This is a genomic window from Streptomyces bugieae, from assembly GCF_036352915.1.
Taxonomy (GTDB): domain Bacteria; phylum Actinomycetota; class Actinomycetes; order Streptomycetales; family Streptomycetaceae; genus Streptomyces; species Streptomyces endophytica.
Genome location: NZ_JAZBJP010000002.1, coordinates 707,969 through 732,896, shown reverse-complemented (window position 1 = coordinate 732,896; position 24,928 = coordinate 707,969). Strand labels below are relative to the sequence as shown.

25 protein-coding genes are annotated in these 24,928 nt (G+C 69.6%); 10 read left to right on the top strand and 15 right to left on the bottom strand.

Features of this window, described 5'->3' with window-relative positions:
- Window positions 1–145: 145 nt before the first annotated feature.
- The 3 genes from V2J85_RS08375 (at window position 146) to V2J85_RS08365 (ending at window position 2,411) form a co-directional block, all read left to right on the top strand.
- Complete coding sequence (locus V2J85_RS08375; protein WP_330821093.1) at window positions 146–856, top strand: maltokinase N-terminal cap-like domain-containing protein; 711 nt, start codon at window positions 146–148, stop codon at window positions 854–856.
- 188 nt (window positions 857–1,044) lie between these two features.
- Window positions 1,045–1,545, top strand: a complete 501-nt coding sequence (locus V2J85_RS08370; protein WP_330821092.1) for an LppU/SCO3897 family protein — start codon at window positions 1,045–1,047, stop codon at window positions 1,543–1,545.
- Between the two features lie 149 nt (window positions 1,546–1,694).
- Complete coding sequence (locus V2J85_RS08365) at window positions 1,695–2,411, top strand: haloacid dehalogenase type II (protein ID WP_261954094.1); 717 nt, start codon at window positions 1,695–1,697, stop codon at window positions 2,409–2,411.
- Between the two features lie 42 nt (window positions 2,412–2,453).
- On the opposite strand, the gene V2J85_RS08360 is transcribed toward V2J85_RS08365, so the two are convergent.
- On the bottom strand, window positions 2,454–3,491 hold the full coding sequence (locus tag V2J85_RS08360; RefSeq protein WP_330821091.1) for an oxidoreductase: 1,038 nt from the start codon (window positions 3,489–3,491) through the stop codon (window positions 2,454–2,456).
- A gap of 99 nt (window positions 3,492–3,590) precedes the next feature.
- Between V2J85_RS08360 and V2J85_RS08355 the strand changes: the two genes are divergently transcribed.
- Window positions 3,591–4,235 carry a TetR family transcriptional regulator gene (locus tag V2J85_RS08355; protein WP_261954092.1) on the top strand — a complete coding sequence of 215 codons (645 nt, stop codon included), beginning with the start codon at window positions 3,591–3,593 and terminating at the stop codon, window positions 4,233–4,235.
- 16 nt (window positions 4,236–4,251) lie between these two features.
- Here V2J85_RS08355 and V2J85_RS08350 read toward each other — a convergent pair whose 3' ends face one another.
- Both V2J85_RS08350 and V2J85_RS08345 read right to left on the bottom strand, forming a co-directional pair.
- Window positions 4,252–4,752: an RICIN domain-containing protein gene (locus tag V2J85_RS08350; RefSeq protein WP_261954091.1), complete on the bottom strand. Its 501-nt coding sequence runs from the start codon at window positions 4,750–4,752 to the stop codon at window positions 4,252–4,254.
- 564 nt (window positions 4,753–5,316) lie between these two features.
- Entirely contained in the window at window positions 5,317–5,715 is a 399-nt protein-coding gene (locus V2J85_RS08345) for a DUF3662 domain-containing protein (protein ID WP_261954090.1), read from the bottom strand.
- 179 nt (window positions 5,716–5,894) lie between these two features.
- Here V2J85_RS08345 and V2J85_RS08340 point away from each other — a divergent pair, with 179 nt between their 5' ends.
- Entirely contained in the window at window positions 5,895–6,758 is an 864-nt protein-coding gene (locus V2J85_RS08340; protein ID WP_261954089.1) for a calcium-binding protein, read from the top strand.
- Window positions 6,759–6,917: 159 nt separating this feature from the next.
- Here V2J85_RS08340 and V2J85_RS08335 read toward each other — a convergent pair whose 3' ends face one another.
- Both V2J85_RS08335 and V2J85_RS08330 read right to left on the bottom strand, forming a co-directional pair.
- Complete coding sequence (locus V2J85_RS08335; protein WP_330821090.1) at window positions 6,918–7,457, bottom strand: DinB family protein; 540 nt, start codon at window positions 7,455–7,457, stop codon at window positions 6,918–6,920.
- A 29-nt stretch (window positions 7,458–7,486) separates the two neighbouring features.
- Entirely contained in the window at window positions 7,487–8,179 is a 693-nt protein-coding gene (locus V2J85_RS08330; protein ID WP_330821089.1) for an RraA family protein, read from the bottom strand.
- 290 nt (window positions 8,180–8,469) lie between these two features.
- On the opposite strand from V2J85_RS08330, the gene V2J85_RS08325 reads away from it, so the two are divergent.
- Window positions 8,470–9,378 (top strand): trypsin-like serine peptidase, encoded by a 909-nt coding sequence (locus V2J85_RS08325; protein WP_261954086.1) that lies wholly within the window; start codon window positions 8,470–8,472, stop codon window positions 9,376–9,378.
- Window positions 9,379–9,462: 84 nt separating this feature from the next.
- Here the strand turns inward: V2J85_RS08325 and gntA are convergent, their stop codons facing one another.
- Window positions 9,463–10,191: a guanitoxin biosynthesis heme-dependent pre-guanitoxin N-hydroxylase GntA gene (gene gntA, locus V2J85_RS08320; protein WP_261954085.1), complete on the bottom strand. Its 729-nt coding sequence runs from the start codon at window positions 10,189–10,191 to the stop codon at window positions 9,463–9,465.
- A 773-nt stretch (window positions 10,192–10,964) separates the two neighbouring features.
- Here gntA and V2J85_RS08315 point away from each other — a divergent pair.
- Window positions 10,965–12,602, top strand: a complete 1,638-nt coding sequence (locus tag V2J85_RS08315) for an APC family permease (RefSeq protein WP_261954084.1) — start codon at window positions 10,965–10,967, stop codon at window positions 12,600–12,602.
- A 126-nt stretch (window positions 12,603–12,728) separates the two neighbouring features.
- Here V2J85_RS08315 and V2J85_RS08310 read toward each other — a convergent pair whose 3' ends face one another.
- The 5 genes from V2J85_RS08310 to V2J85_RS08290 form a co-directional block, all read right to left on the bottom strand.
- Complete coding sequence (locus V2J85_RS08310; protein ID WP_261954083.1) at window positions 12,729–13,493, bottom strand: Clp protease N-terminal domain-containing protein; 765 nt, start codon at window positions 13,491–13,493, stop codon at window positions 12,729–12,731.
- 203 nt (window positions 13,494–13,696) lie between these two features.
- Window positions 13,697–15,247 (bottom strand): M4 family metallopeptidase, encoded by a 1,551-nt coding sequence (locus tag V2J85_RS08305; RefSeq protein WP_410011344.1) that lies wholly within the window; start codon window positions 15,245–15,247, stop codon window positions 13,697–13,699.
- A gap of 348 nt (window positions 15,248–15,595) precedes the next feature.
- On the bottom strand, window positions 15,596–16,387 hold the full coding sequence (locus tag V2J85_RS08300) for a class I SAM-dependent DNA methyltransferase (RefSeq protein ID WP_330821088.1): 792 nt from the start codon (window positions 16,385–16,387) through the stop codon (window positions 15,596–15,598).
- Window positions 16,388–16,495: 108 nt separating this feature from the next.
- On the bottom strand, window positions 16,496–17,422 hold the full coding sequence (locus V2J85_RS08295) for a hypothetical protein (RefSeq protein ID WP_330821087.1): 927 nt from the start codon (window positions 17,420–17,422) through the stop codon (window positions 16,496–16,498).
- An 84-nt stretch (window positions 17,423–17,506) separates the two neighbouring features.
- Window positions 17,507–18,163 carry a class I SAM-dependent DNA methyltransferase gene (locus V2J85_RS08290; protein ID WP_261954079.1) on the bottom strand — a complete coding sequence of 219 codons (657 nt, stop codon included), beginning with the start codon at window positions 18,161–18,163 and terminating at the stop codon, window positions 17,507–17,509.
- Between the two features lie 371 nt (window positions 18,164–18,534).
- Between V2J85_RS08290 and V2J85_RS08285 the strand changes: the two genes are divergently transcribed.
- Entirely contained in the window at window positions 18,535–18,828 is a 294-nt protein-coding gene (locus tag V2J85_RS08285; protein ID WP_261954078.1) for an LppU/SCO3897 family protein, read from the top strand.
- Window positions 18,829–19,009: 181 nt separating this feature from the next.
- On the opposite strand, the gene V2J85_RS08280 is transcribed toward V2J85_RS08285, so the two are convergent.
- The 3 genes from V2J85_RS08280 to V2J85_RS08270 are packed head-to-tail and all read right to left on the bottom strand — an operon-like array spanning window position 19,010 to window position 20,840.
- A complete protein-coding gene (locus tag V2J85_RS08280) occupies window positions 19,010–19,543 on the bottom strand; it encodes an ABC transporter substrate-binding protein (protein WP_330821086.1) in 534 nt (177 codons plus the stop codon).
- Window positions 19,540–20,286 (bottom strand): 2OG-Fe(II) oxygenase, encoded by a 747-nt coding sequence (locus tag V2J85_RS08275; RefSeq protein ID WP_330821085.1) that lies wholly within the window; start codon window positions 20,284–20,286, stop codon window positions 19,540–19,542. The genes V2J85_RS08280 and V2J85_RS08275 overlap by 4 nt, the downstream gene beginning before the upstream one ends.
- 44 nt (window positions 20,287–20,330) lie before the next feature.
- Entirely contained in the window at window positions 20,331–20,840 is a 510-nt protein-coding gene (locus tag V2J85_RS08270) for a methylated-DNA--[protein]-cysteine S-methyltransferase (RefSeq protein WP_261954075.1), read from the bottom strand.
- A gap of 273 nt (window positions 20,841–21,113) precedes the next feature.
- Between V2J85_RS08270 and ctaD the strand changes: the two genes are divergently transcribed.
- Window positions 21,114–22,832 (top strand): aa3-type cytochrome oxidase subunit I, encoded by a 1,719-nt coding sequence (ctaD, locus tag V2J85_RS08265; protein ID WP_330821084.1) that lies wholly within the window; start codon window positions 21,114–21,116, stop codon window positions 22,830–22,832.
- On the top strand, window positions 22,829–23,218 hold the full coding sequence (ctaF, locus tag V2J85_RS08260; RefSeq protein ID WP_261954073.1) for a cytochrome c oxidase subunit 4: 390 nt from the start codon (window positions 22,829–22,831) through the stop codon (window positions 23,216–23,218). The genes ctaD and ctaF overlap by 4 nt, the downstream gene beginning before the upstream one ends.
- Before the next feature lie 16 nt (window positions 23,219–23,234).
- On the opposite strand, the gene qcrB is transcribed toward ctaF, so the two are convergent.
- Window positions 23,235–24,887, bottom strand: a complete 1,653-nt coding sequence (qcrB, locus tag V2J85_RS08255) for a cytochrome bc1 complex cytochrome b subunit (protein ID WP_261954072.1) — start codon at window positions 24,885–24,887, stop codon at window positions 23,235–23,237.
- Window positions 24,888–24,928: the final 41 nt, after the last annotated feature.

Genomic DNA, 24,928 nt, shown 5'->3' with positions numbered 1-24,928 from the left:
GACCTCACCCCGAACGAACGGCCCACCGCCCGCACATCGTAGTGACGCCACTTCTCCGGTGCCTCCTACAGCGGGCTTTCCGTCTTGGCAAGATGCCCCCAACAGGGGAACCCCTGGGGAAGTTCGAGAGAAGGTCCGAGGCACCATGGCCGTCGTCCACGACACCACCCTCAAGCCCACCAAACTGGAGCTGCTCACCTCATGGCTGCCCACGCAGCCCTGGTACCTCGGCACCGGGAGCGCGCCGGAGCTCACCAAGGCCGGTGGCTTCCGGCTCGACGATCCGGACGGTGAAGTGGGCCTCGAATTCATGGCCGTCACCGACGCATCCGGCGACCGGCCCGTCACGTACCACATACCGCTCAGTTACCGGGGCGCTCCGCTGGAGGGCGGCGAGCGCGCGCTCGTCGGCAACACCGAACACGGGGTGCTGGGACGCCGCTGGATCTACGACGGCATCCACGACCCGGTCCTGACGGCGCAACTCTTCGCCCTCATCACCGGCAACGCCGAGGCCCAGGACCAGAACACGAGCGACGCCGTCGACCCGTCCGTCACCGCATCGTTCTCCGCCTCCGGCACAGCGGCGAGCGTCGGCGGCGGCCCGGCCGCGATCACTCCCGTGGACGTGGTCAACGGCCCGCACGGCACCGACGTCCTCGTGGCCGTGGACGCCAAGCAGCTCACCCTCTCCCTCCACCGCGTGCTCCGGCCGCAGCGCGGGGACGGCCCAACCTCCCCCGACCCCATGGAGCTTGGGCACGTCAGCACTGTCTGGCGCCTCCCCGACGGCACCACGGCACGCGGCCGGTTCGCCACCGTCCATGACGGTGCGCCGGCCGGCGCCACCGCATAGCTGCCGGGTTCCGGTGGGCCGACAACCCGTATGTGCCGGGCCGACCGCCCATACGCCCCAGAGCGGCAGAAGGCTCATCCGGAGGGGGACCGATGCCGGCCGGGCAGGTCGCGGCAGGTAGCCTGCCCCGGTCAACAGCCTGTTGATCTTCAGCCGGAGTCGAGCAGTCCACCATGGGGGACCCCAGAATGTCCGCACCACCGCCGTACCAGAACCAGCCGCCGCACCAGCAGTACGGCTACGCGCAGCCGGTCCAGCCGCCCGTCCAGCAGCCGTACGGACACCCGCAGCCCCCCGGCGGCCCCCAACGGCCCCCGCAGCGCAGCCCGTTGCGGGGGCTCATCACCGCCCTCGTCATCCTGGCCATCTTCGGCGGCGGTGCCTGGTACGTGTGGGACTACAACACCAACCCCAACGGCGGGAAGGCCAAGAAGGAGGCCGAGCGGGTCGCCCGGCGCGAGGCGGCGGACAAGAAGTACAACCCGAAGATCGGCGACTGCGTCAAGGTCAAGGACCCCGAGGGCGAGCCGGTGACGCTGATCGTCGACTGCGGCTCGGCCGATGCCGAGTACAAGTTGGGCGAGCGGCTGGACGGACCCGCCCAGAAGTGCGGGCCGAAGTGGGACTACGGTATCGAGTACGTGGGCCGGCACACCGCCAGCTACACGTTGTGCTTCAGCAAGGTCTGATCGAGCCGCCGCTCGAAGGTTTCCCTGCACCGCTTGCCGCCGGCCGCCGACCCGCTTCCCGCGGGCGGCGGCCGGCACGTCGTCCCGACGACCGAGGGTGCAGGACACCCGCTGCTGCGCGGCACGGGAACAGGGGGACAGGGATGGGCATGGACATCGACGCCGCGGTGTTCGACGTCTTCGGGACGTTGACCGACTGGCGGTCGGGTGTGACGGAGGCGCTGGCCGCCGTCGGCAACCGGGCCGGACTGCAGGCCGATTGGGGCGCCGTCAGCGACGCTTGGCGCCGCCGCTACCGGCCGGCTCTGCTCAGGGTCGTGTCCGGCGACCTGCCCTGGCTGCCCCTGGACGGTCTGCACCGCATCGCGCTCGACGAGGCGCTGGCCGGTCACGGAGCCGGACTCGATGCCCTCGGCGAGGCGGAGCGGGACGAGCTCGTCCGGGCCTGGCACCGGCTGCCTGCCTGGCCCGATGCCCCGGCCGGCCTGGAACGGCTCCACGACAGCCGGGTGATCACCGCCACGCTGTCCAACGGCGGGGTCGGTCTGCTCGCCCGCCTCACCAAGCACGCCGGGCTCCGCTTCGACTGCCTCCTCTCGGCCGAGCTGGTCAAGTCCTACAAGCCCGACCCGCGGGTGTACCTGTCGGCCGCCGAACTGCTCGACGTGGAACCGCGAAGGCTCCTGATGGTCGCCTGCCACCCGGACGATCTGGCGGCGGCCGCCGACGCCGGGCTCCGCACCGCGTACATCCCCCGCCCGCTGGAATGGGGCCCGGACGCCGCCCCGGTCCCGACGCCCACCGACGTCGACCTCGTCGCCGCCGACGTCCCCGACCTGGCCCGCGTGCTGGCAACCAACGGCTGAGCGCGGCCGTCGGTGCGAGGGGCCGGGACCGGCGGCAAGTGCCTAGGGAGCAGGCGGCCGTTGGGCGGCCGCCGCGAGGGCGAACCGCACGTCGGTCAGCCGCTCCGACACCTCCCAGAGGCGGCGGCCGGTCTCGGCATCGGCCGCCGTGGGAGACAGCCGTACCCGCGTCGGCCCGCCGCGTAGCTCGGCCGGGCCGTCGGGCCCGATGAAGGCCCCGCTCTCCACTTCCGGTTCGGTCGCCGCGTACAACTGCGGCAGCGCGCCGCGGTCCGGCGGCTGCGCGAACAGCGGATTGCCGATGCGGCCGAACACCACCCGCCACAGGCCGACCGGCCCACTCATCTGCAGGTTGGTCGCGGTGTATCCGGGGTGCGCGAGCAGACTCCGCACCGGGCTGCCGGCTTCCGTCAGTCGCCGGTGGAGTTCCCGTCCGAAGACGGCATTGGCGAGCTTCGACTGGTTGTAGAAGGCCATGGGCGCGTAGCCGCGCTCGCCGGCGAGGTCGTCGAAGCGGAGGCGTCCCTGGCGGTGGTTGATCGAACTCACCGTCACCACACGGGGGTTGCGTCCCGCCGTCAGCAGATCGAGAAGTAGCCCCGTGAGCGCGAAGTGGCCGAGGTGGTTGCAGGCGAACTGCAGCTCGTGCCCCTGTGCGCTCAGCGAGCGGGGCGGGGCCATCACACCGGCGTTGTTGATGAGCACGTCCAGGTGCTGATGGTCGGCGTGCACCCGCTGGGCGAAGGTGCGGACGGAGTCCAGATCGGCGAGGTCGAGGTGGCGCACCTCAAGACGGGCGTCGGGCTGCTCGGCGGTCAGCTCGGCGACCGTACGGCGCCCCTTGGCCTCGTCGCGCACCGCCAGGATCACCTGCCCGCCGCGGCGGGCGAGCGCCCGCGTGGTTGCCCGTCCGAGGCCGCTGTTGGCTCCCGTGACGACGAAGACCCGACCGGTCTGGTCCGGGATCTGCCCACTGTCCCAGCGGTGTTGCCGGGATCTCGACCGCTGTCGCGGCTGCTGTTGCGGATGTTGATGCCGTGGCTGATGCCGTTGCTGATTCCGCTCTGCTTGCTGCTCCATGCGGCACATGCTGTCGCTGCTGTCACCGAGTGTCAATACGCGCCTGGGTGTCATTGCGCTACCGAGTGCCAATGAGGGCATGGTGTGTACGATGAGGCCATGAGCTCCCGCCCCCACGTCAGCCTGGCCCAGCGCAAACGGCAGCTCGTCTCCGACGAACTGACCCAGGCGGCGCTGCAATTGCTGGCCCAGAAGGGGTTCGACGCGGTCACCATCGACGAGATCGCCACCGCCGCCGGCGTGTCCAAGCGGACGTTCTTCCGCTACTTCGCGTCCAAGGAGGACGTGGTCGTGCAGTTCCTGGCCGACATGGGGAACGACATCCGCGCCGAGCTGGCGGCCCGGCCCACCAAGGAGCGCCCGTCCGTGGCGCTGCAGCACGCCATCGCGGTCCCCCTCGCCGCCTGCGCCGACCACTCCGACCGGGCGCTGCCCGTGGTGCAGCTGATCCTGCGTACGCCCGCCCTCTACGCACGCTTCCTGGAGCGTCAGGCCCAGTGGCGCGACGACCTGTCGGCGGAGTTGGTGGCTCGCCTGGACCTCGATGCGGACACCGACCTGTATCCGCGGATGGCCGCCGGCATGGCCCTGAACGCCTTTGACGCCGCACTGCAACGGTGGAGCGGAAGCGACGGCACCGAGGACCCCGCCGCATTGATCGACCGGGCCTTCGCCGTCATCGCCCCGGCGCTGAACGCCTGGCGGGGCGGGAAGTCTGCCGGGCTCGCCGCCCCGCCAGGTTGAGCCGGTGCCGCGGGCCTCAGCCGATCAAGGGGATCCACCGCTGGTCGTCGGAGCCCGTGCACGGAGCGAGCGCTACCGCGTTGCGATTGCCGGCGTCGGCAATGCAACCCCTGGCGAACTTACGGCTGATGAGGGCCGAGCCCTCGTCTCTGTTCGCGTAGTCCCAGTACTGGGCCTGGATTCCGGAATTGCAGTCCTCCAGCGCAATTTGCTGCCCGATACCCTTGGCCGTGACGCACCGGCCGGGGTGGATGGCGCTTTCCAGCTGGTAACCCTGGAACCTTCCGGCCTTCAAGTAGAAGTCCTGAGTTCCGGAGATGTCGGGAGACCAGGACTTGAGGGTGTCGTTTCCGAAGGCGTCGAGGTTGCGGTCGCTGCCGACGTTCTGGAACGTGTACCGCACGTCCGGCCGGATCGTCGGGACGGTCGCCGCCTGCGCGCTGCCGGCGGACAGCAGACCCACGCTCAGCAGGGCGGATGCGGACAGAACGGCGGCGATGGCCTTGCGACTTGCCACGGGCTCCTCCTGACCTGGTGACGCGGTGCGCGTCACGCGAAAAGGTTGATTGTGCACTTTCCCAAGGCATGTGCCTCGGAAAGGAACCTACGGTTGGCGGGCGCCCGCCCGGAAGTCGCGTTCCGGACGTCGAATGGGTCGATCAGTTTCCCCTTCAAGGGATTCGCATTCCCAGAGGAGCGGCTTTGCGGCAAGCGGGAATTCGGCCTGGCCGAAGGCCGTCCCTGCGGAACGCCGGCCGGTTCGGCCGAATGCGGAGAATTTCCGGCCAGTACTCGGTCGTCAGTATGCGGGGCCGGGCGGGAGAGGATAGGGGGCGGCGGTGACGGGGACGGGGGCGGCCCGGTGAATTCCCCGCCGAGGCGGAGTGTTTGCCCTGACGGTTGCGTCGTGATCAGGGCGTGAGCGAGGAGTTGCGGGGCCCGCCCCTCGGCGGGAAACGGTGAGCGGCCGCGCGGGCGTCCATGGCCGGATCCCGGCAAAGCGTGACATCGTCGCAGGTGTCGGCGTAAAGCTGCCGGGGAGGAAGGGGCGGTGTCCGGGGGAGCGGCGTCCTGGAGAGGCTCACGTTGTCCGTGAGGTGAGGGCGCCGGCGGGGATGTGGGTGCTGGCCGTACTGGTGACCCGGTAGCGGCCGTTCGGCACGTCCGCCGCGGTGATGTGGACGGTGAGCGGGCCGGCCCACTCGTAGTCGCGTTTCGCGGCGTGCTGGGCCAGTACGTCGGTGAGTCGCTGCCCCACCTGCCCGCCCCGCGCGGCCAGTTCGTCGTGCACCTCCGGTGCGAGTTCGACCGTGTACTCATTGGGTACGAGGACGCGGTGCTGGTTGCAGACGATCGCGTGGTCGTCGCATTCACGCCGCAGGTCGTCGCACAGCTCGACGGGGTCGTTCCCGGTGACCTTGGCGATCAGCGCGCTCTCGTACTCCTCCACTACCTGTTCCATCTGCTTCAGGAGTCCCATGGGAGGTCGCGTGCCCGAGAGTGCCGTGTGCATGCAGGCACAAGAACTCCATGTTGAACGTACAACCCTTCACATCCTTCACGGGTCTCGTGATCGGAGTCAGTGGACTCCACGACCGATCCGGGTCCCGCCGGCCGTCTTCCACGCCGGCGGTTCCCCTTTCTCCTTCCGAGGAACACATGCGCATTCGTGCCACTGCCGCCGCACTGTCCGGCGCCCTGGCCATATCCGCCCTCGCCATCCCGGCCGCACAGGCCGCGGACGCCCCGGGCGCAGGCGCCGCCAAGGCGCAGCTCACCCCGTTCGCCGCGCAGTCCCCCGCCGTCGCCGGCGCGGACGACGCACAGGGAGACACCAAGATCACGAACGTCACCGTCAACGGCGGTAAGGACATCGTGGTCGGCACCAGCCTGAAGAAGACGTACACCGTCTCGGTCACCGCCACCGACCCGGCCGGAATCTACGACGGCTACGCCTTCCTGTGGCACGGCACCGACCTGGATTCCAAGACCGGTGTCGACGGTGCCATGACCCCGAGCACCGACCACGGCAGCTGCAAGCAGGTCAACGCCACGACGTCCACCTGCTCGGTCACCCTGGTCGCCGACCCCGCCTCCACGATCTACGGCAACCTCCTCGCCGGCAGGTGGCACGTCTACGCGGCCGCGGTGGGCAAGGACGGTGACTACACCATCAAGGACACCTACAAGTCCGGCTGGGTGAAGCGCGCCTCCAAGCTGACCACGAACGCCGGGCCCGAGCCGGTGAAGACGGGCGCGACCCTCACCGTCACCGGCGCCCTGACCCGGGCGAACTGGGACACCGACACGTACGGCGGGTACGGCAACCAGTCCGTGCAGCTGCAGTTCCGCAAGCAGGGCGCCAGCAGCTACAGCACCGTCAAGACCGTGACGTCGGACAGCCGCGGCAACCTGAAGACGACCGTGAAGGCGTCGGCCGACGGCTACTGGCGCTACGTCTTCGCCGGCACGCCGACGTCGTCGGTGGCGACGGCCACGAGTGACTACGTCGACGTGCAGTAGTGACCACGTCGACGTGGAATGACGCGTCGAGGTGAGGTGCCCGGCCAGGCGAGGTAACTCGCGGTCCTGAAGGCGGGCACGTGGGCGGGGCGGCCGGTTGTCGGCCCCCCCGCCCGCGGTCTGTGGTGCGGGGTCCGCGGTGTCGGGCCCCGCGGCGGCTCACGCCCCCGTGACGCCGTCGATGCGCTCCCGGAGCAGATCCGCGTGACCGTTGTGTCGCGCGTACTCCTCGATCATGTGGACCAGGATCCAGCGCAGGGAAACGCCCTTGTCGCCGACGTGGCCGGCCTCCTGTTCCGAGAGCCGCCCGGAGTCGTCCAGGGAACGGCCCGCGATCAGCTCGCGGCTCCGGGCGACTTCCGCCCGCCAGACGGCCAGCGCCTCGTCGATCCCGCGCCCGGGAACGAGATCAAAGCCAGCGCCCTCTCCCTGGCCGCTGTCCTCGGCGAATACCGCGGGCACGTCCTGGCCGGCGAACACCCGCTGGAACCAATTGCGTTCCACCTCGGCCAGGTGCTGCACCAGGCCCAGCAGTGTCATCGACGAGGGCGGCACCGAGGCCAGCCGTAGCTGACGGTCGTCAAGCCCCTCGCACTTGAGGGGGAGCGTGGCGCGGTGAAAGTCCAACCAGGCTTCCAGCGTGGCACGTTCATCGGCGTGTGGTGGCGGCACGGTGCGTCCGTCGGGTGTCATGACCATGGGACACACCTTCGCACAGAGGGCGGGGCTCACTCCTCGATGGCACCGCCGATGCGGCGGAGGTGCTGCCGGAAGGTGTAGGTGGGGTCGGTGCCGCGGCGGGCCAGGTAGTCGTCGAAGGCCGTCTGGTGGCGCAGGGGCTGGCCCGCGCGGATCTTACGGGCCTGTTCGCGTTCCGTCCGCCGGATCCGGAGGGCCGTGGCGAGGACCTCTTCGGCATGCTCGGCGGCGAGGAACACCACCCCGTCGTCATCACCGAACACCAGGTCGTCGCGGCCGACCAGGTGCTCCCCGAACCGTGCCGTCGCGAGCGCCTCGGGCTCCCGCTCGTCGAGCCGTACCGGGCCGGGCGGACAGGCGCCGTAGCTGAACACCGGGCGGCCGATCTCCACCAGCTCGGGTGTGTCGCGGTGCAGGCCCCACACCACCAGCCCCGCCACGCCCGCCGCTTCGGCCTCCAGGACCGTCAGGTCACCGATACACGCTTCGTCCGTCCGCCCGCCGTTGTCGATGACCAGCACGTCGCCCGCTTCGGCCTGGGCGAAGGCCTCCAGGAACACGTCCACGCTGCCGTAGTGCCGCACCGGCAACGCGCGGCCGGCGACCCGTTGCCCGGGGACGACGGGGGCGATGCCGGCCGGTGCCGTGCGCAGCGGTACGCCGCAGCGGAGACACGCGTCGGCCACCAGTGGCGTGGACAGCTCGGTGAAGGAACTCAGCATGGTGTGCTTCCCGCTCTCTGACGTGCGGCTTCCGGGACCTCTTACCGGCCGGGACTCTACGCGGCGTTGCTCGGCTGGTGTGGGGGAGCGCGTCGCGGCGTCTGCGTCGGTCGTTCCCCACCGCAACGGACATCCACCCTGCTTCGGGTGAAACCTGGCATCGCGTCAGCCCGTCATCGACGGTGGGGCCGGCGCCCCGTTCCGCCAAGGCCCTTCACATCGCTTCCCGTCCCCTCACGTCACTTCTTGTCCCTTCAGGTTCCTTCCCGTCCCTTCAGGAGTCGATCGTCATGTCCGCCAGGTCCGCCCTCCCCGTCCGCCTCACCGCTCTCGGCGCCGCCGTCAGCGGCCTCGCGCTCTCGCTCGTCGCCGCTCCGGGGGCCGGGGCCGTCGTCCCGAAGGCCCCAAGTGCGGCCGTGCTCAAGGTCGGTTACACCGCCGAGGAACGCCGAGCGGCCCTCGCCTACTGGACGCCGGCCCGGATGAAGGCCGTGGGGAAGTCCGTGGACCTCGGGCCGACCGGGCCGAAGTCCCGGCCGTGGAGAGGCGCGGCGATGAAGGCCGTCGGGCGGCTCTTCTTCGTCAACGGTGACGGTGCCGACACCTGGTGCACCGCGACCTCCGTCAACGGCGCCAACCGCTCCGTGGTCATGGCCGCGGGGCACTGCGTACGGCGCCCGGCGTCGCCGGTCAACACCTACGTCGACATGGTCTTCGTGCCCGGTTACAGCAAGGGGAAGCGACCGTACGGCGCCTTCCCGGTCCGGGCGACGTTCACGCCGCGGACCTGGGCCGAGGAGGGGGTCAACGACGTCGCGGCACTGGCCGTGGACACCGACGCCAAGGGGCGTGCGCTGGCCGATGTGGTGGGCGGCCAGCGCATCGCCTTCCACCGCCGGGTCGGTGGGAACACCGTCGCTTTCGGCTACCCGGCCACTCGTCCGCAGCGCGGCGAGGAGCTTCTGCACTGCACCGGTACGGCGAAGCCGGCGCCCGGGAACGAGCAGGCCGTCCCGTGTGACCTGGGCGGAGGCGCAAGCGGTGGCCCCTGGCTGACCGACTTCAACCGTGCGACCGGCAAGGGCGTGCTGATCTCGGTCAACAGCCACGGCGACGGCCCGGAGACCGGCACCCACATGTACGGTCCCGTGCTGGGCGCCACGGCCGAGGCGGCGTACCAGCAGGCGCAGCACGGCTGACGACCGGGCGGAGCCTGCGCATCCCCCGGGGGCCCCGCCCGGGGCCCCCGGGTCCTCCGCCCGTCTCACCGACCGGGCCCTGTCTCACCGCCCGTGCTGGAGCAGCCCCTCGGTGAAGTCCTCGGTCGCCGGGGCGTGCCGCGAGGCGTACGGGCACGTCCAGTCCTCCTCCGTGAACCGACCGGAGAAGTGCCGCGCGGGCTGCTCGTATTCATACACGGTGAAGCTCGGATTGACGGAACCGTTGTTCTTGGCCTCACGGCGGCGAATGGCGCCCTGCATCGAGTAGAACTTCTCGCCGAGGAGCACGAACTGCGCCAGGGAGTTGAAAGCGATCGCCGACGTCGAGAAGCGACGGCTCGCCCTGGAGGCGCCCGGGTGCATTCCCACGACGAAGAACGCGTGACCGCCCGTGTGGAATCCGAAGTTCGGCGTGCGGGGATCGGACGAGGCGCCGTCGTCCAGGCCGAAGGTCCGGCTGTCGATGTCATGCATGAGCTGGAGGTGCTGCCATATCAGCCCCTCGTAGGCGAGCTCGTCCACGTTCCCCGGCTCGTCGAACGTCGCGACGAACGTGCGAAAGCTCTGGTCCGACAGCAGCGGCCGTAGCGCCGCCACGTATTCAAGGAGGTCGCGGTAATTCTCCTGGGCTGATCTCTCGTTGCCCATTCTTTGGTAGTGCCGGTGCGTAATGGTGTCGCGTTTCAGTGCGGCGCGGGCGCCCAGACAGCTGAACTCCCGGGATTGAATGAAGCGGTCCAGTTCGCTGCGTACGGCTGCGGCGCTGTGCAGAGCGGTATCGGGTTCCGTCATCGTGAGACCTTGCCTTGGCTGGATGTGAGCGCTTGATGCCACCAGGCGCGGGCGGGCCGGATGCGTCCCCTACCTCAGGGAGGCCGACGGCGTGCCGGCGGGGGAGGGCCGGGCGCGGTGGCTGCTGATCGGTGTCCTCCCGGGACGTGATCAGCGGCTGACCGAATCGACACTGAGGTGTACGAGTCCACCAGGCAATACCAAAAACGGACAAAGCGGGGTTCGTGGCGGCATCCGGCCCCAGGGCGGGTGATCGAGTCCGTGCGCGGGAGGTGCCTGTGTCGCGGCCGGACCCGTCTTTTCGGGGTGTCGTGAGCTCGCCACGCCTCAACTTGCGGAAAAGTTACGGGGGTTGGGTTCGCTATTCCCTCGGGCGCCGTGTCGTGCTCGCACGCCGGTGTTGATCGCCAGGACTGCCTCTCCGGGCGGCGTGGCGATGAACCCGCCGCAGCGCCGCAACTACCCCGAATGTCGACCCCGGGCAATACCCTCCAGGCCAATTTATCCGCCGCGAATGTTCAAATTTTCCCCAACTCGAATTCCTCGAATTGCCGGCCCGTACGAGTAATCGACCGGTAGCTCTCCGGTGTGCCGGGGCGGCTGTGAGGCTCAACCGGGCGCCCCGTGCCGCCCGAAAGGCCGGACGTCAAATCTCTGTATTGGGCATGCATTTCCGCCGAATGTAACTATTCAGTCAACGGCTCTTTGCAGGGCTCTGAATGCTCTCTAGTCTGAGGCAACTTTTCGGCCAGCCCTGTCTTGAAAGGCCTCCTATGGCAAGCGTTGACCAGATCGCTCCCCTGAAGACACGCGATCCGGGCTCCCTCCGCAGGGACGTTGGACTGATCGGCCTGATGTGGGCCTCGGTCGGTTCGATCATCGGCTCCGGTTGGCTGTACGGAGCCCAGAAGGCCGTGGTCGTGGCGGGCCCGGCCGCAATCATCTCCTGGAGCATCGGCGCGGTCGCGATCGTGCTCCTGGCGCTGGTGCACGCCGAGCTCGGCGGACTGTTCCCGGTGGCCGGCGGTACGGCGCGGTACCCGCACTACGCCTTCGGCGGCCTGGCCGGGATGTCGTTCGGCTGGTTCTCCTGGCTCCAGGCCGCGACCGTGGCTCCCATCGAGGTCGAGGCCATGATCGGCTACGCCGGTCACTGGTCCTGGGCCCAGGGCTTCCTGCACGCCAACGGCACCCTCACCACCAGCGGTTTCATCGTGGCCGTCATCCTGATGGCGATCTTCGTCGCGGTGAACTTCCTCGGTGTGAAGGTGCTCGCCCACACCAACAGCGCCGCCACCTGGTGGAAGATCGCCGTACCCCTCGGGGCGATCTTCGTCATCGCGGCGACCAACTTCCACCCGCACAACTTCACCTCGCACGGCTTCGCACCGTTCGGCGCCAAGGGCGTGCTCAGCGCCATCAGCACCAGCGGCATCATCTTCGCGCTCCTCGGCTTCGAGCAGGCCATCCAGCTGGCCGGCGAGAGCCGCAACCCCAAGCGTGACCTGCCGCGCGCCACGATCGGTTCGGTCGTGATCGGCGCCGTCATCTACACGCTCCTGCAGGTGGTCTACATCGGCGCGCTGCCGCTGGCCTCCTTCGCGCACGGCTGGGCCAAGCTGGACTACGTCGGCATCAGCGGTCCGTGGGCGGGTCTGGCCACCGTGATCGGCCTGGGCTGGCTCGGCTGGGTCCTGTACGCGGACGCCATCGTGTCCCCCGGCGGCACCGGCCTCATCTACACCACGTCCACCTCGCGCATCTCCTACGGTCTGAGCAAGAACGGCTACGCACCCCGGCTGTTCGAGCGGATCGACAAGCGCGGTGTGCCGTGGTTCGGCCTGATCATCTCCTTCCTGACCGGCGTGATCTGCTTCCTGCCGTTCCCGAGCTGGCAGGAGCTGGTCTCCTTCATCACCTCGGCGAGCGTCCTGATGTACGCCGGCGCCCCGCTCGCGTTCGGTGTGTTCCGCGACCGCCTGCCGAACCGTGAGCGTCCGTACCGCCTGCCCGGCGGCAACATCATCTCGCCGCTGTCCTTCATCGTGGCCAGCCTGATCATCTACTGGGCCGGCTGGAGCACCCTGCAGCGGCTCGGCTGGGCGATCGTCATCGGGTACGTGCTGCTCGGCAGCTACGCCTGGTACGCGACGAAGAAGCAGCTGCCGAACGCGCCCCGGCTGGACTGGAAGGCCGCCCAGTGGCTGCCGGTCTACCTGATCGGCATGGGCCTCATCGCCTGGCAGGGCGGCTTCGGCGGTCAGGGTCACATCCCGCTGTGGTGGGACATGGCCATCGTCACGGTGTTCTCGCTGGGGATCTACTACTGGGCCCGCAGCACCGCCGTCTCGACCGAGGCCATCGAGCAGAACATCGAGGAGGTCGCGGTCGTGGACGAGGGCGGCCACTGACCGCACCCAACCCCTCCGCCTGCGACACCAGGAGCCGATGGGTCCGGCCGGTTCTCCGGCCGGACCCATCGGCTTTCGCGTTGCCTTCTGCTGTGCTGCCGGCCGGGGGCCGAAGCGCAGGCCCCGCTATGCGCCCGCCTTCCCCTGCCCGTCCGCCGGGGCTCCGCTCATCCGCTTGAGCACCTCCAGGGCGGCCTCCACGTGCTCCTGCGTCGCGGCCTTGCTGATGCCGACATCGGTGAGCAGCCCCGAGCCGTTCTCGTGCTCCAGGAGTGCCAGCAGGATGTGTTCGGTGCCGATGTAGTTGTGGCCCAGGCGCAGGGCCTCACGGAAGGTGAGTTCGAGGACCTTCTTCGCCTCGGCGTCGAACGGGATGAGCGCGGGGACCTGCCCGGTGGAGGGAGGCAGGGCCGCTGTCGCCGCCTCCCGGACGGCCTCCAGCGACACGTCCTGCGCGAGGATCATCTTCCCCGCGAGCGCATCGGGTTCGGCGAGCAGCCCGAGGACGAGGTGCACGGTGCCGATCTCACCGTTGCCCGCCGCATGGGCCTCCTTCTGGGAGGCCACCACGACGCTCCTCGCCCGCTGGGTGTACCGGCTGAAGCCCTGGCTCGGATCGAGGTCCGAGTCGCCCGACGTCTTCGGCACGAACCGCTTCTGAGCGGCCTGGCGGGTGACGCCCATGCTCTTGCCGATGTCCGTCCAGCTGGCGCCGGAGCGCCGGGCCTGGTCCACGAAGTGGCCGATGAGGTGATCGGCGATGTCGCCGAGGTGGTCAGCGGCGATCACCGCGTCGGTGAGCTGGTCGAGGGCGTCCGGGTGGGCCTTCTTGATGGCCTCGATCAGGTCGTCGAGGCGTACGGGATGGGTGGGTCCGCCTGGATTCGTCATGTGACAACCTTAGGTTGACAGGCGAGCGAGTGTCAACCCGTGGTTGACGGTGGTGAAGGGTGATGCCGCCGGCCGCTGAGGCCCCCACCACGTCCCCAACGCGAGCGTCCCGGCACCGACGCCGACCTCGATGTGCGTCATGCCCATCGATGTCCGCGCGGTGCCGGGACGCCCTGGTGCCCGATGCCGTGAGGCGGTTGGTGCTACTTCACGTTCACGCCCGCCCAGGCGGCGCCGACCGCCTTGTACTCGGCGCTGGTCGTGCCGTACAGGTCACCGGCCGCCTTCAGGGTCGCGGTGCGCGCGGCCTTGTAGTTGGTGGTGGAGGTCATGTACGTGGTGAGGGCCTTGTACCAGATCTGCTCGGCCTTGTCCCGGCCGATGCCGGTGACCTTGGAGCCGTCGACGGTGGGGCTGTTGTAGCTGACGCCGTTGATCGTCTTGGCGCCGCTGCCCTCGGAGAGCAGGTAGAAGAAGTGGTTGGCGACGCCGGACGAGTAGTGCACGTCCTTGTTGCCGACCGTGCTCGACCAGTAGTCCGCCGAGCCGCCGTCCTTGCTGGGCTTGTCCATGTAGCGCAGCGGGGTGCCGTCGCCGTTGATGTCGATCTTCTCGCCGATGAGGTAGTCGCCCGGGTCGGTGGAGTTCTTGGCGTAGAACTCGGCCGAGGTGCCGAAGATGTCGGACGTGGCCTCGTTGAGGCCACCGGACTCACCGCTGTAGTTGAGGCCGGCGGTGGCCGCGGTGACGCCGTGGCTCATCTCGTGGGCGGCCACGTCGAGGGAGGTCAGCGGGTGGGTGTTGCCGCTGCCGTCGCCGTACGTCATGCAGAAGCAGCCGTCGTCCCAGAACGCGTTGACGTAGCTGTTGCCGTAGTGGACGCGGGAGTACGCGCCCTTGCCGTCGTTGCGGATGCCGTTGCGGCCGAAGGTGTTCTTGTAGAAGTCCCAGGTGACCGCCGCGCCGTAGTGGGCGTCGACGCCGGCGGTCTGCCGGCCGCCGCCCCACACGTCGTCCGCGTCGGTGAACAGCGTCCCGGTGCCGGACGTCCTCTGGTTGAGGTCGTACGTCTTGTGGCCGCCGCGGGCGCCATCGGTGAGCTGGTAGGTCGAGCCGCTCTTCGTGGTGGTCAGCGAGACCTTGCCGCTGTAGGTGCTGGTCCCGGTGCCGGTCTCGATCGCCTCGTCCTCGAACAGCTTCTTGCCGGTGGCCGCGTCCGTGATGACGTGCAGTGCGCTGGGGGTGCCGTCCTTCTGGGTGCCGGTGACGACGGTCTCGTACGCGAGGACCGGCTTGCCCGAGGCGGCCCAGATCACCTTGCGCGGCGTGCTGGAGGTGCCGGTCTTGGTGTCCTTCTTCGCCGCGGCAGCGCTGAGGGCGCTCTTCTTCGCGGCGGAGGGGGCGAGCGCGGCGGTCGTACTGGCCACGGATATCCGGGCGTTGGTCGCCTTGGTGACGCTGCGGGTGCCGTTCCCGGCCTGGTGCACCACCAGGTCACCGCCCAGAACGGGCAGGCCGGCGTAGGTGCGGTCGTAGCGGGTGTGCACCGTGCCGTTCGCGTCCTTGATGACGTCCCGGACGACGAGCTTCTCCTTCGCGCCAAGGCCGATCTTGGCGGCGATCGTGGACGCGCTGCTCTGCGCCTCCTGCAGCGCGGACACCCGCTGCGCTGCGGAGAGTTGGACCGCCGACGCGCCGGTCGCGCGGTCCGCCTGCGCACTGGCCGATCCGGCCTGGACGCCGACCGCGACCATCGCGGCGGAGGCGACCAGGGCGGCAGCGCGCAGGGTGTTCTTGCGGGGGGTGGACGAGATCCGTCTCAACTCGGTCTCCCTTGTGAGGGCCGCGGGGTCGCGGACCCAAGAAGTGGTCCGGGCAGCCGAGGGGTGGGGTGCCCGGTGGAGGAGTGAATCGACCGAAGATTGCCACGAGTTGAGATCGATTGACAGATGTTCAACAAGCAAGAAACTACGAATTTACGAATCGGACCGTTTCTTGACAGGTTTTGTCCCGCAGTGCGGCGTCTTGCGGACGCCCGGCTGTGCCCTGGGCCGGCAGCGGCTGCACCACGCCGGCGTCGACCCGGGACGGGACGCGCGCGGTCAGTCGGCGGGCTCCTCCCCAACGAAGTCGGCGGGCTTCTCCCATACGGAGACGTGTCGGTGGCTCTCGCTCGTGAAGGGGCCCTTCCCCCAACCGTCCCACCGCTCACGCAGCCGCAGCCCCGCCAACTGAGCCATCAGATCGAGCTCCGCGGGCCAGACGTACCGGAAGGGGATCGACCGGTATTCCCCGCGGCCGTCGACGACGTCGACGTAGTTCGAGCTCATGGTCTGGGTGGCGACGTCGTACAGATCGAAGGCCCAACTGGTCGGGCTCACATGGAAGGGCACGGCGCTCTGCCCGGGCGGGAGCTTCCGCAGCTCCGGAACCCCGACCTCGATGACGAAACAGCCTCCCGGTTCGAGGTGGGCCGCGACGTTGCGGAAGCACGCCACCTGTGCCGCCTGTGTCGTCAGATTCATGATCGTGTTGAACACGAGATAAGCGAGGGAGAACGTCCCCGGTACGCGCGTCGCCGCGAAGTCGCCGATCGTCACGCCGATCGCGTCACCGCCCGGCTTGTCCCGCAGCCGCGCGACCATCGCCCGTGACATGTCGATACCGTGCACCGGAACCCCGCGACGCGCCAGCGGCAGGGCGATCCGCCCCGTTCCGATGCCCAGCTCGAGGGCGCGGCCTTCACCGGCCAGGGCCGCCAGCACGTCGACCGTTTCGGCCACGGCGTCCGGGGCGAACATGTCCCCCGACGACTCGTCGTACCTCGCGGCGACCCGCTCTCCGAAATACCCGTCCGTATCGCCTACTTCATCCACTTCATCCACTTCATCCATCGCGCGACCGTACTGCGGAGCCGCTTCCCGGCGCTGCTCAATTTCGCCGGCCCGGTCTCGGGCGCGGGCGTGGACTCGGCTCGGTCTCGGGCGCGGGGTGTACGGGCGTCAGCTGCGCATCGGCCGGTCGAGGAGCGGGGCGAGCTCGGCATCGGTCGCCGGCCTGAGGGTCGTCAGCAGGTGCCGGGCCGCGGACAGGCCGGCGCGGCCGCTGCCCTGGAAGGTCACCGTGTGGACCAGCCCGTTCCGGCGCAGACGCAGTTCCCGCCGCGCGTAACCGCCCTCATACGTGACCAGTTGGCGGCCGTCCCCGTCGTCCGCGCAGTGGATCGTCTCGCCGAACGGGACGGGACAGCCGCGCGCATCGGTGCGCCGGGTGTCGTGCCCGCTCCGCTCCACGGAGAGGTGCAGGTCCGGGGCGCCGGGGCGGGCGTAGGTCGCGCCGAAGGCGCTCTCGCTCGCGCCGACGTCTTCCAGTGCGTATCCGGACGGCGGTTGACCGACCCGCAGCAGGCCGCGGTCGACGCCGTTGGCGGTGAGCCACTCGGTGAGCGTGGGTGGCTGGGCGGCGTCCCAGGCGAGGTAGGAGCCGCCGGCCGCGAGCAGGGCCGCGGCGGCGAGCGTGGCCAGCCGGGTCCGCGTGCCCGGGAGGAAGAAGGCGGCGCCCAGCGCGTAACAGAGGCCGCCCCAGGGATAGAGCGGAACGGTGAGGTGCAACCCGTCGTCGCGCAGGTTCGCCGCGACGGCTGCCACCGCCCCCGCCGTGCCGCAGGCGTACACGCCCGCCGCCCAGGCCCACCGTCCGCGCGCCCGGCGGGTGAGCGGCACGAACGTGCGGACGGAGGTGGCGAGGGCGGCGAGCGACGCCATGCCGAGGGCCGGCCCGGCGACCAGGACGGCCACGAGTGCCGCGGCGCGGCCGGTGAAGAGCGCGATCAGCACCGCCTGGAACTGGACGGCGGTCAGCACACAGCCGACGAACGCAACGGCCGCGAGGTGGGCGACGAGGCGCCCCGCTTCAGTCTTCCGGACCATACTTCGTGATCACGCGGAGCGGGGCACGGCGGTTCCGCACCGACGGGGCGCAGGCCGCGTCAAGCACGTCGGCTCACCGTCACGTCAGCCGGGCCTGCGGGCCAGGAAGTACGCCTGCCGGCCCTGCGTCGGCCGCTCCTGGTCGTCGGGTTCGCGGATCAGCCGGGCGTCCACGACCAGCCCGGCCGCGCTCAGCAGCTCGGCGATCTCCTCCGGCGGCATCCAGTAGACGTCGAGCGAGAGCGCGTGGCCGTAGGCCTTCTCCAGGTGGCGGAGCTGGTTGCCGACCTTGAACGCGATCAGCAGATGACCGCCCGGGGCCAGCACCCGGTGGAACTCGGCGAAGACCGTCGGCAGCACCTCCGGCGGGGTGTGGACGATCGAGTACCAGGAGACGATGCCGCCGAGAACGCCGTCCTCCAGGTCCAGGGCCGTCATCGACCCCTCGTCGAACCGCAGGCCCGGGAACGTCCGGCGGGCGACGGCAACCATCTCTGACGACAGGTCGATGCCGAAGACGGGGACGCCGAGGCCGTGCAGGTGCGCCGTCACCCGGCCGGGGCCGCAGCCGAGGTCGGCGACCGGGCCCGCGTCATCGGCCCGTACGGCTTCGGCGAACGCGCCCAGCATCGCCCGGTCCAGCGGCTTGGCCCGCAAGGCGTCGCGCAGCAGCCGCTCGTAGTCGACGGCCACGGTGTCGTAGGCCGTGCGAACGGCGTGCAGATGGGGTGTTTCGCTCATGGTCGAGGACGGTAACCCCCTCGCCGAATCGTCGAACGGGCGGGGGCGTAGCCTGCCGTACCGAACATCGAACGGCGAGGGGGAACACTCTGTCCGCGTACACACCGCCGCCTCCCGGCGGTCCGTCCCCGTATGACCACAACGGCCCGAACCCCTACGGCCCGCCGCCCGGACCGACTCCCTACGGGCAGAGCGGCCCCGCCCCGTACGGGCCACCCGCGGCGGCCCCCTACGGGCCACCCGCGCCCGCTCCGTACGGGCCACCCACTCCGCAGCAGTGGGGCCGGCAGCAGTGGGGGCAGAACCAGCCGCCGCCGGGCGCTCCCGTGTTCGTGCCGACCGGGCCGAATCCCCGGCAGTGGCTCAGGCCGGTGATCGCGCTGGCTGTCGTGGCCGCTCTCGGCACGGTGTTCTGGCTGCTCAGCGACGGCAAGGAGCCGGCGAAGACCGCCCGTGAGGCAAAGGTCGGGGACTGCCTGGAAAACCGGGGCACGCACGCCAAGCCGGTGCTGTTCACCATCAACTGCACCGATCCCCAAGCGGATTACAAGATCCGGTTCACGCCCGGACCCAGCGGCGAGTGCCCCGCTGAGTTCACCCAGTACGAGGAGAGGGGCGGCAGGCTCGGGGACACCACGCTCTGCCTGACCCACGTCGACCACTGACGGACGGATGCCCGATACGACCGGACTCCGCGCGCCCCGGGTGCCGCGCTGGGTTCCTCATCGGCGACCAACTCGTCGACGAGCGCGCGCAATTGCCGTATGAGGGCGGCGGCCCGGGGGAGTCCGGTGGAGCCGGTCGAACGGAGCAGGACCGCCCCTGACCGGGGCCGAAAGGAGCGGGTCACCGCTGGGCGTCGGCCGCCACCGCGGGCAGGTAGTGGGTGGCCCAGCCCCGGCGCAGATCCCAGGTGCCGCCGTCCCGCGATGCGCCGCGCAACCCGTGGACGGTGTCGGCACGGGCGAGTTCGACGAGTCGGGGCGTGCCGAGGGAGGCGAAGCCGACGGTGCGAGCGGGGTCCCAGTCGGTGGAGCGGCGCAGGCGCCGGAGCAGTGGGGCGACGCCTGCCGGTGCGCCGGCCAACACCCAGGCGTCCGGGGTCTGGGCGGTCAGTCGCCGGGCGGGCCGCAGCCACGAGGCCGCGTGCTCGGGCCAGTCGACGACCGCGAGGACGTCCTTGCCGAGCGCCTGCCAGGCCGCGGTGAACGCCTGCGCGGCGGCGCGGGAACTCCCGTCCCGGCCGTGGCCGACCGCGACGGACCGGATCCGCGAGCGGTGCCCGGTCAGCAGGCCGATCAGGGCGGCCAGCTCCACCTCGGTGTGCGGAGCGGGCACCTCCCGCGTACCCGGCTGGGGACCCGTGGTGGGGCCGTTCATGACGCCTCGTGGAAGACGAGGCCGAGCGTCCGCCGCACCCCGGAGCGGACGGTGCTCACGCCGTGCCGCATCGGCCCGACGGACCAGCCGCGCCGGGAGGCCACCGGGCGGTCGCGGGTGGTGAAGACCAGCGCGTGTCCCTGGGGGAGCGTGGTGGACGAGCCCCGGGACTGGGCGCGGGGCCGCTGTTCGGTCATCAGGAACTCGCCGCCGGTGAAATCGACACCGGGTGCGTCGAGGCCGATGACGACCTGGAGCGGGAAGACCATCTCGCCGAACACGTCGCGGTGCAGCGCGTTCCAGTCGCCTGCGCCGTAACGCAGCAGGATCTGGGCGGACTTGGCCTGCCCGGCCCGGTGGCACGTAGCGAGCCACCGCCCGAGATCGTCCGGCCACGGGGCGCTCCGCCCGAGCTTGGCGGCCCAGTCGCGGGCGATCGGCAGGAGATGCGGGTAGAACGCCTCGCGCAGTTCGCGGACGGCGTCCGGCAGGTCATGGGTGAAGTAGCGGTACTGACCGGAGCCGAAGCGGTGGCGGGCCATGTCGACGGTGGTGCGGAACCGTTCGGCGTCGTCGTACAGGGCGGCGATCTCGCGGCACCGGCCGGGTGTGAGCAGCGGCCCGGTCAGCGCGCTGCCGTACTCGTTGACCTCGTCGGTGAGGGCGCCCCAGTCGGCGGCGTCGACCCGTGCGGTGAGGCTGCCGTCCGGTGAGGTGGCCTCGGTCGTGGTGGCGGGGGTCATGGTGGGTTCCTTCGTGAGGTGTGCGTCGCTCTGGAGCCGGTCACTCAGGCGGCCGCCTGGGCGGCGCCCTCGTGGAGCAGCAGTCGCTGCTTGCGCTGCAGGCCGCCCGCGTAGCCGGTGAGGGCGCCGTTCGCGCCGATCACGCGATGGCAGGGGCGGACGATGAGCAGCGGGTTCGCGGCGATCGCGGCGCCGACCGAGCGGACCGCGGTGCGCGGGGCCCCGATCCGGTCGGCGATCCGGCCGTAGGTCGTGGTGGTGCCGTACGGGACGGTCTCGATCGCCGCCCAGACCTGCCGCTGGAACGCGCTGCCGGAGGGGACGTAGGTGAGGTCGAAGCGGGTGCGGGTGCCGTCGAAGTACGCGCGCAGCTGGCCGGTGATCTCGGCGAACGCCGCCGCGTCCCCGGTCCAGCCGTCCCGGACGGTGACGCCGCCCTTCTGGCCGGGCACCGACAGCGAGGCCAGCGCGGTGCCTCCGCGCGCGGTCCGGGACCGCTCGCCGACCAGCAGCAGCTCGCCGAGCGGGCTGTCCATCGTGGTGTAGAGCGTCATGGTCGCTCATTCCTTTCCCGAGGAATCAGCATCATGGAGATGCGACGTCATGGAATGTGTCGTCATCGGATTCCTCATCCAGGGAAAAGTCTGCGCTGTGTGCCGCACCGGGGCTGGCGGTATTCGGACGTGATATCGCAATGACGTGCGGTGGGCCATGGGGGCGGGTCTGGATGGTCGACAGAAGGTTTGGCGGCCAACGGTTGCGGCTACACAGTGAGGCGCGGTGAGGGGCCGGAACCCGCCGCCGGCCGCCAGTGTCTCGGAGGGGCGATGTCGCAGCTGGACCACGACCGGCGGCGGGAGCCGCTGGACGCCTCCCAGAATCCGCGCGTCAAGGCAGGCAACAGGATCCGGAAGTATGTGACGACCACCGATCACAAGGTGATCGGCAATATGTATCTCGTCACGGCCTTCGGGTTCTTCCTGTTCGCCGGAGTTCTCGCGATGCTGATGCGGGCGGAGCTGGCCCGACCGGGCCTGCAGATCGTCAGCAATGAGCAGTACAACCAACTGTTCACCATTCACGGCACGGTCATGATGCTGCTCTTCGCGACCCCGACGTTCGCCGGGTTCGCCAATGCCGTCATGCCCCTGCAGATCGGCGCACCCGACGTCGCCTTTCCCCGGCTCAACGCCCTGACGTACTGGCTCTTCCTCTTCGGCGGGCTGATGGTGGTGTCGGGATTCGTCGTGCCGGGCGGTGCGGCCCCCTTCGGATGGTTCGCCTACGCACCGCTGAACAGCGAGGTGTTTTCGCCGGGTGCCGGCGGCGACCTGTGGGCGGCGGGCCTGGTCGTCGCCGGTCTCAGCACCACCCTCGGCTCGGTCAATTTCGTCGCCACCATCATCACGCTGCGCGCCCCCGGAATGACGATGTTCCGGATGCCGATCTTCACCTGGAACATCCTTTTCACCTCCATCCTGGCGCTGCTCGCCTTTCCGGTCCTCACCGCCGCACTCCTCGTGCTGCTGGCCGACCGGCGGCTCGGTGCGCACGTCTTCGACGCGGCCAATGGCGGGGCGCTGCTCTGGCAGCACCTTTTCTGGTTCTTCGGCCACCCCGAGGTCTATATCGTCGCGCTGCCGTTCTTCGGTGTGGTGACCGAGATCGTGCCCGTCTTCAGCCGCAAACCGGTCTTCGGATACGTCGGCATGGTCGGCGCGACGATCGCCATCACCATGCTGTCCGCCGCGGTGTGGGCGCACCACATGTTCGCCACGGGCGCGGTGCTGCTGCCGTTCTTCTCCCTGATGTCCTTCCTGATCGCGGCACCGACCGGGGTGAAGTTCTTCAACTGGATCGGGACGATGTGGCGGGGCAGCCTGTCGTTCGAGACGCCGATGCTCTGGGCCGTCGGATTCATGGTGACCTTTCTCCTCGGAGGCCTCAGTGGTGTGCTGATCGCCTCACCCCCCATGGACTTCCAGGTCACCGATACCTACTTCATCGTCGCGCATCTGCACTATGTGCTGTTCGGCACGATCGTCTTCGCGATGTTCGGCGGCTTCTATTTCTGGTGGCCGAAATGGACCGGCCGGATGCTCGACGAGCGACTGGGGAAGATTCACTTCTGGACGTTGTTCATCGGATTCCAGACCACCTTCCTCGTCCACCACTGGCTCGGTGAGATGGGCATGCCGCGCCGCTACGCCGACTATCTCGCCGCCGACGGCTTCACCCTCCTGAACACCATCTCCTCGGCCGGTGCGTTCCTGCTGGGCCTGTCGACCCTGCCCTTCCTCTACAACGTCTGGAAGACCGCGAAATACGCGCCCGGGGTGGAGAGTGACGACCCATGGGGATTCGGACGGTCGCTGGAATGGGCCACCTCGTGTCCGCCGCCCCGTCACAACTTCGTGGCGCTTCCCCGGATCCGTTCCGACTCGCCCGCCTTCGACCTCCATCATCCCCAGTACCTCGAACTCGCCCCGGGTGAACGCGGAACGTCCGAACCGACCCCGGACACCTTGGGAGACGAGCAGAAGTGAAAGCCGAGGCGTTTCTCTTCGCGGGCGTCGCCCTCTTCTTCCTGCTCACCGACGCGGTGTACATCTGGTTCGCCCGGGAACCGGCCGGCATCGCCGCGCTCACGGTGTCCTGTTTCATGGCGGTCGTCATCTCGTTCTTCTGTGCCGTGAACTACCGCCGCAAGGGCGAACGGCCGGAGGACCGGCAGGAATCCGAGATCCACGAGCGCAGCGGCCCACTCGACTTCTTCCCGCCGCACAGCGGCTATCCGATCGTGGTCGCACTGGGCGTGGCACTGTCGGGACTCGGCCTCGTCTACGCGGTGTGGCTGCTCCTCATCGGGCTCGGTGTCACCGTGTCCGCCATCTTCGGAATGGTCTTCGAATTCGCCCGCCGCGACGACTGAACGGGCCCGCTGAGCTCTAGGAAGTCTCTTCCTCGCCCGCGCGGCCCGCGCCCGCCACCGGGTCCATCGTCTTTCCGGAAATCTGGAGACGCTCCTCCGCGGTGGCCGGCATCTCGACCCGGTCGCGGTAGTACCAGGCGCTCAGCACGGCGCGCAGCCGCTGCCGGCGCGGTGCCCGCCCGCCCGGATGCTCCAGCGGCGCGGGAACGTCCCGCACCAGGAGACGGTAACGCTGGTCGGTGTCGAGCGGCCGGTTGCTCTCGCCGATCCCGCCGTAGACGTTCTGGCTGATCTGGCCGGTCTCCTCGCCCTCCTCCAGCAGCTGACGGTCATGGGCCTGCAGGGCCAGGCAGAAGCGCTTGGTGATGAGGAACGCGAGGATCGGGCCGACGATCACCGCGACGCGGAAGATCCAGGTCAGCGCCTCGACCGAGACCTCGAAGACCGCGGCGACCACGTCGTTGCCGCCGGCCACCAGCAACACGGCGTAGAAGACGATCGCGGCGACCCCCAGGCCCGTACGGGTGGGGCGGTCGCGCGGCCGGTCGCAGAGGTGATGCTCCATCAGGTCACCCGTCACCCACTTCTCGAAGTACGGGTACAGGTAGAGCACGAGGAAGAGCACACCGGGCAGCACCACCGCCGGGAGGAGCACGTTCCACATGATGGTGTGCCCCGCCACATTGGTCTCCCACGGGGGCATCAGCCGCAACGCCCCTTCGAGGAAGCCCACGTACCAGTCCGGCTGGGCATCGGTGGACGCCTGGTCCGCCACGTAGGGGCCGTAGTCCCACACCGGGTTGATCTGGGCGACCGCCCCCAGCCAGGCCACCACCCCGAAGACCATCAGGCCCAGACCGGTGGACTTGGCGGTGAACTGCGGGAACATCGGCTGCCCGACGGCGTTCCGATTGGTCTTCCCCCTGGCCGACCACTGAGTGTGCTTCAGATAGACCACCATCACCAGATGCGCACCGAGCAGGGCGATCAGAATCGCGGGCACGAACAGCACATGCACCGTGTACAGCCGGGCGATCAGGATGTGGCCGGGGTACGACCCGCCCCACAGGAAATAGCTCAGATACGTCCCCACGACGGGAATGGACAGCACGATGGTGTTCGCGGTGCGCAGCCCCGTGCCGGACAGCAGGTCGTCGGGGAGCGAATAACCGGCGAATCCCTCCAGCAGGGCGAGCAGGAACAGCGTCACCCCGATCATCCAGTTGCCTTCGCGGGGACGGCGGAAGGCCCCGGTGAAGAACACCCGCAGCATGTGCACGCCCAGCGCGGCCACGAACACCAGGGCCGCCCAGTGGTGCATCTGCCGGATCAGCAGCCCGCCCCGGACATCGAAACTGATGTCCAGGGTCGACGCATAGGCGTCCGTCATCACGAGCCCGTCCAGCGGGTGGAACGCACCGTGGTACGTGCTCTGGCTCATGCTGGGTTCGAAATACAGCGTCAGATAGCTTCCGGTCAGCACCAGCACCACGAGGCTGTACAGCGCGATTTCGCCCAGCAGGAAGGACCAGTGGTCCGGGAAGGCCTTGCGCAGCAGCTCCTTCGCCAGTTCGGAGACCGGGGCCCGGCGGTCCAGCGCGCTGTAGCTGGTGACGGCCGCCTCGCGGGCCTGCGCCGCAAGCCGGGCCTTCCGCTTCTGGAACAGCATGCTCCACTCCCTCTTCGCCCCTGCGGGTGCCTCCCTGCGCC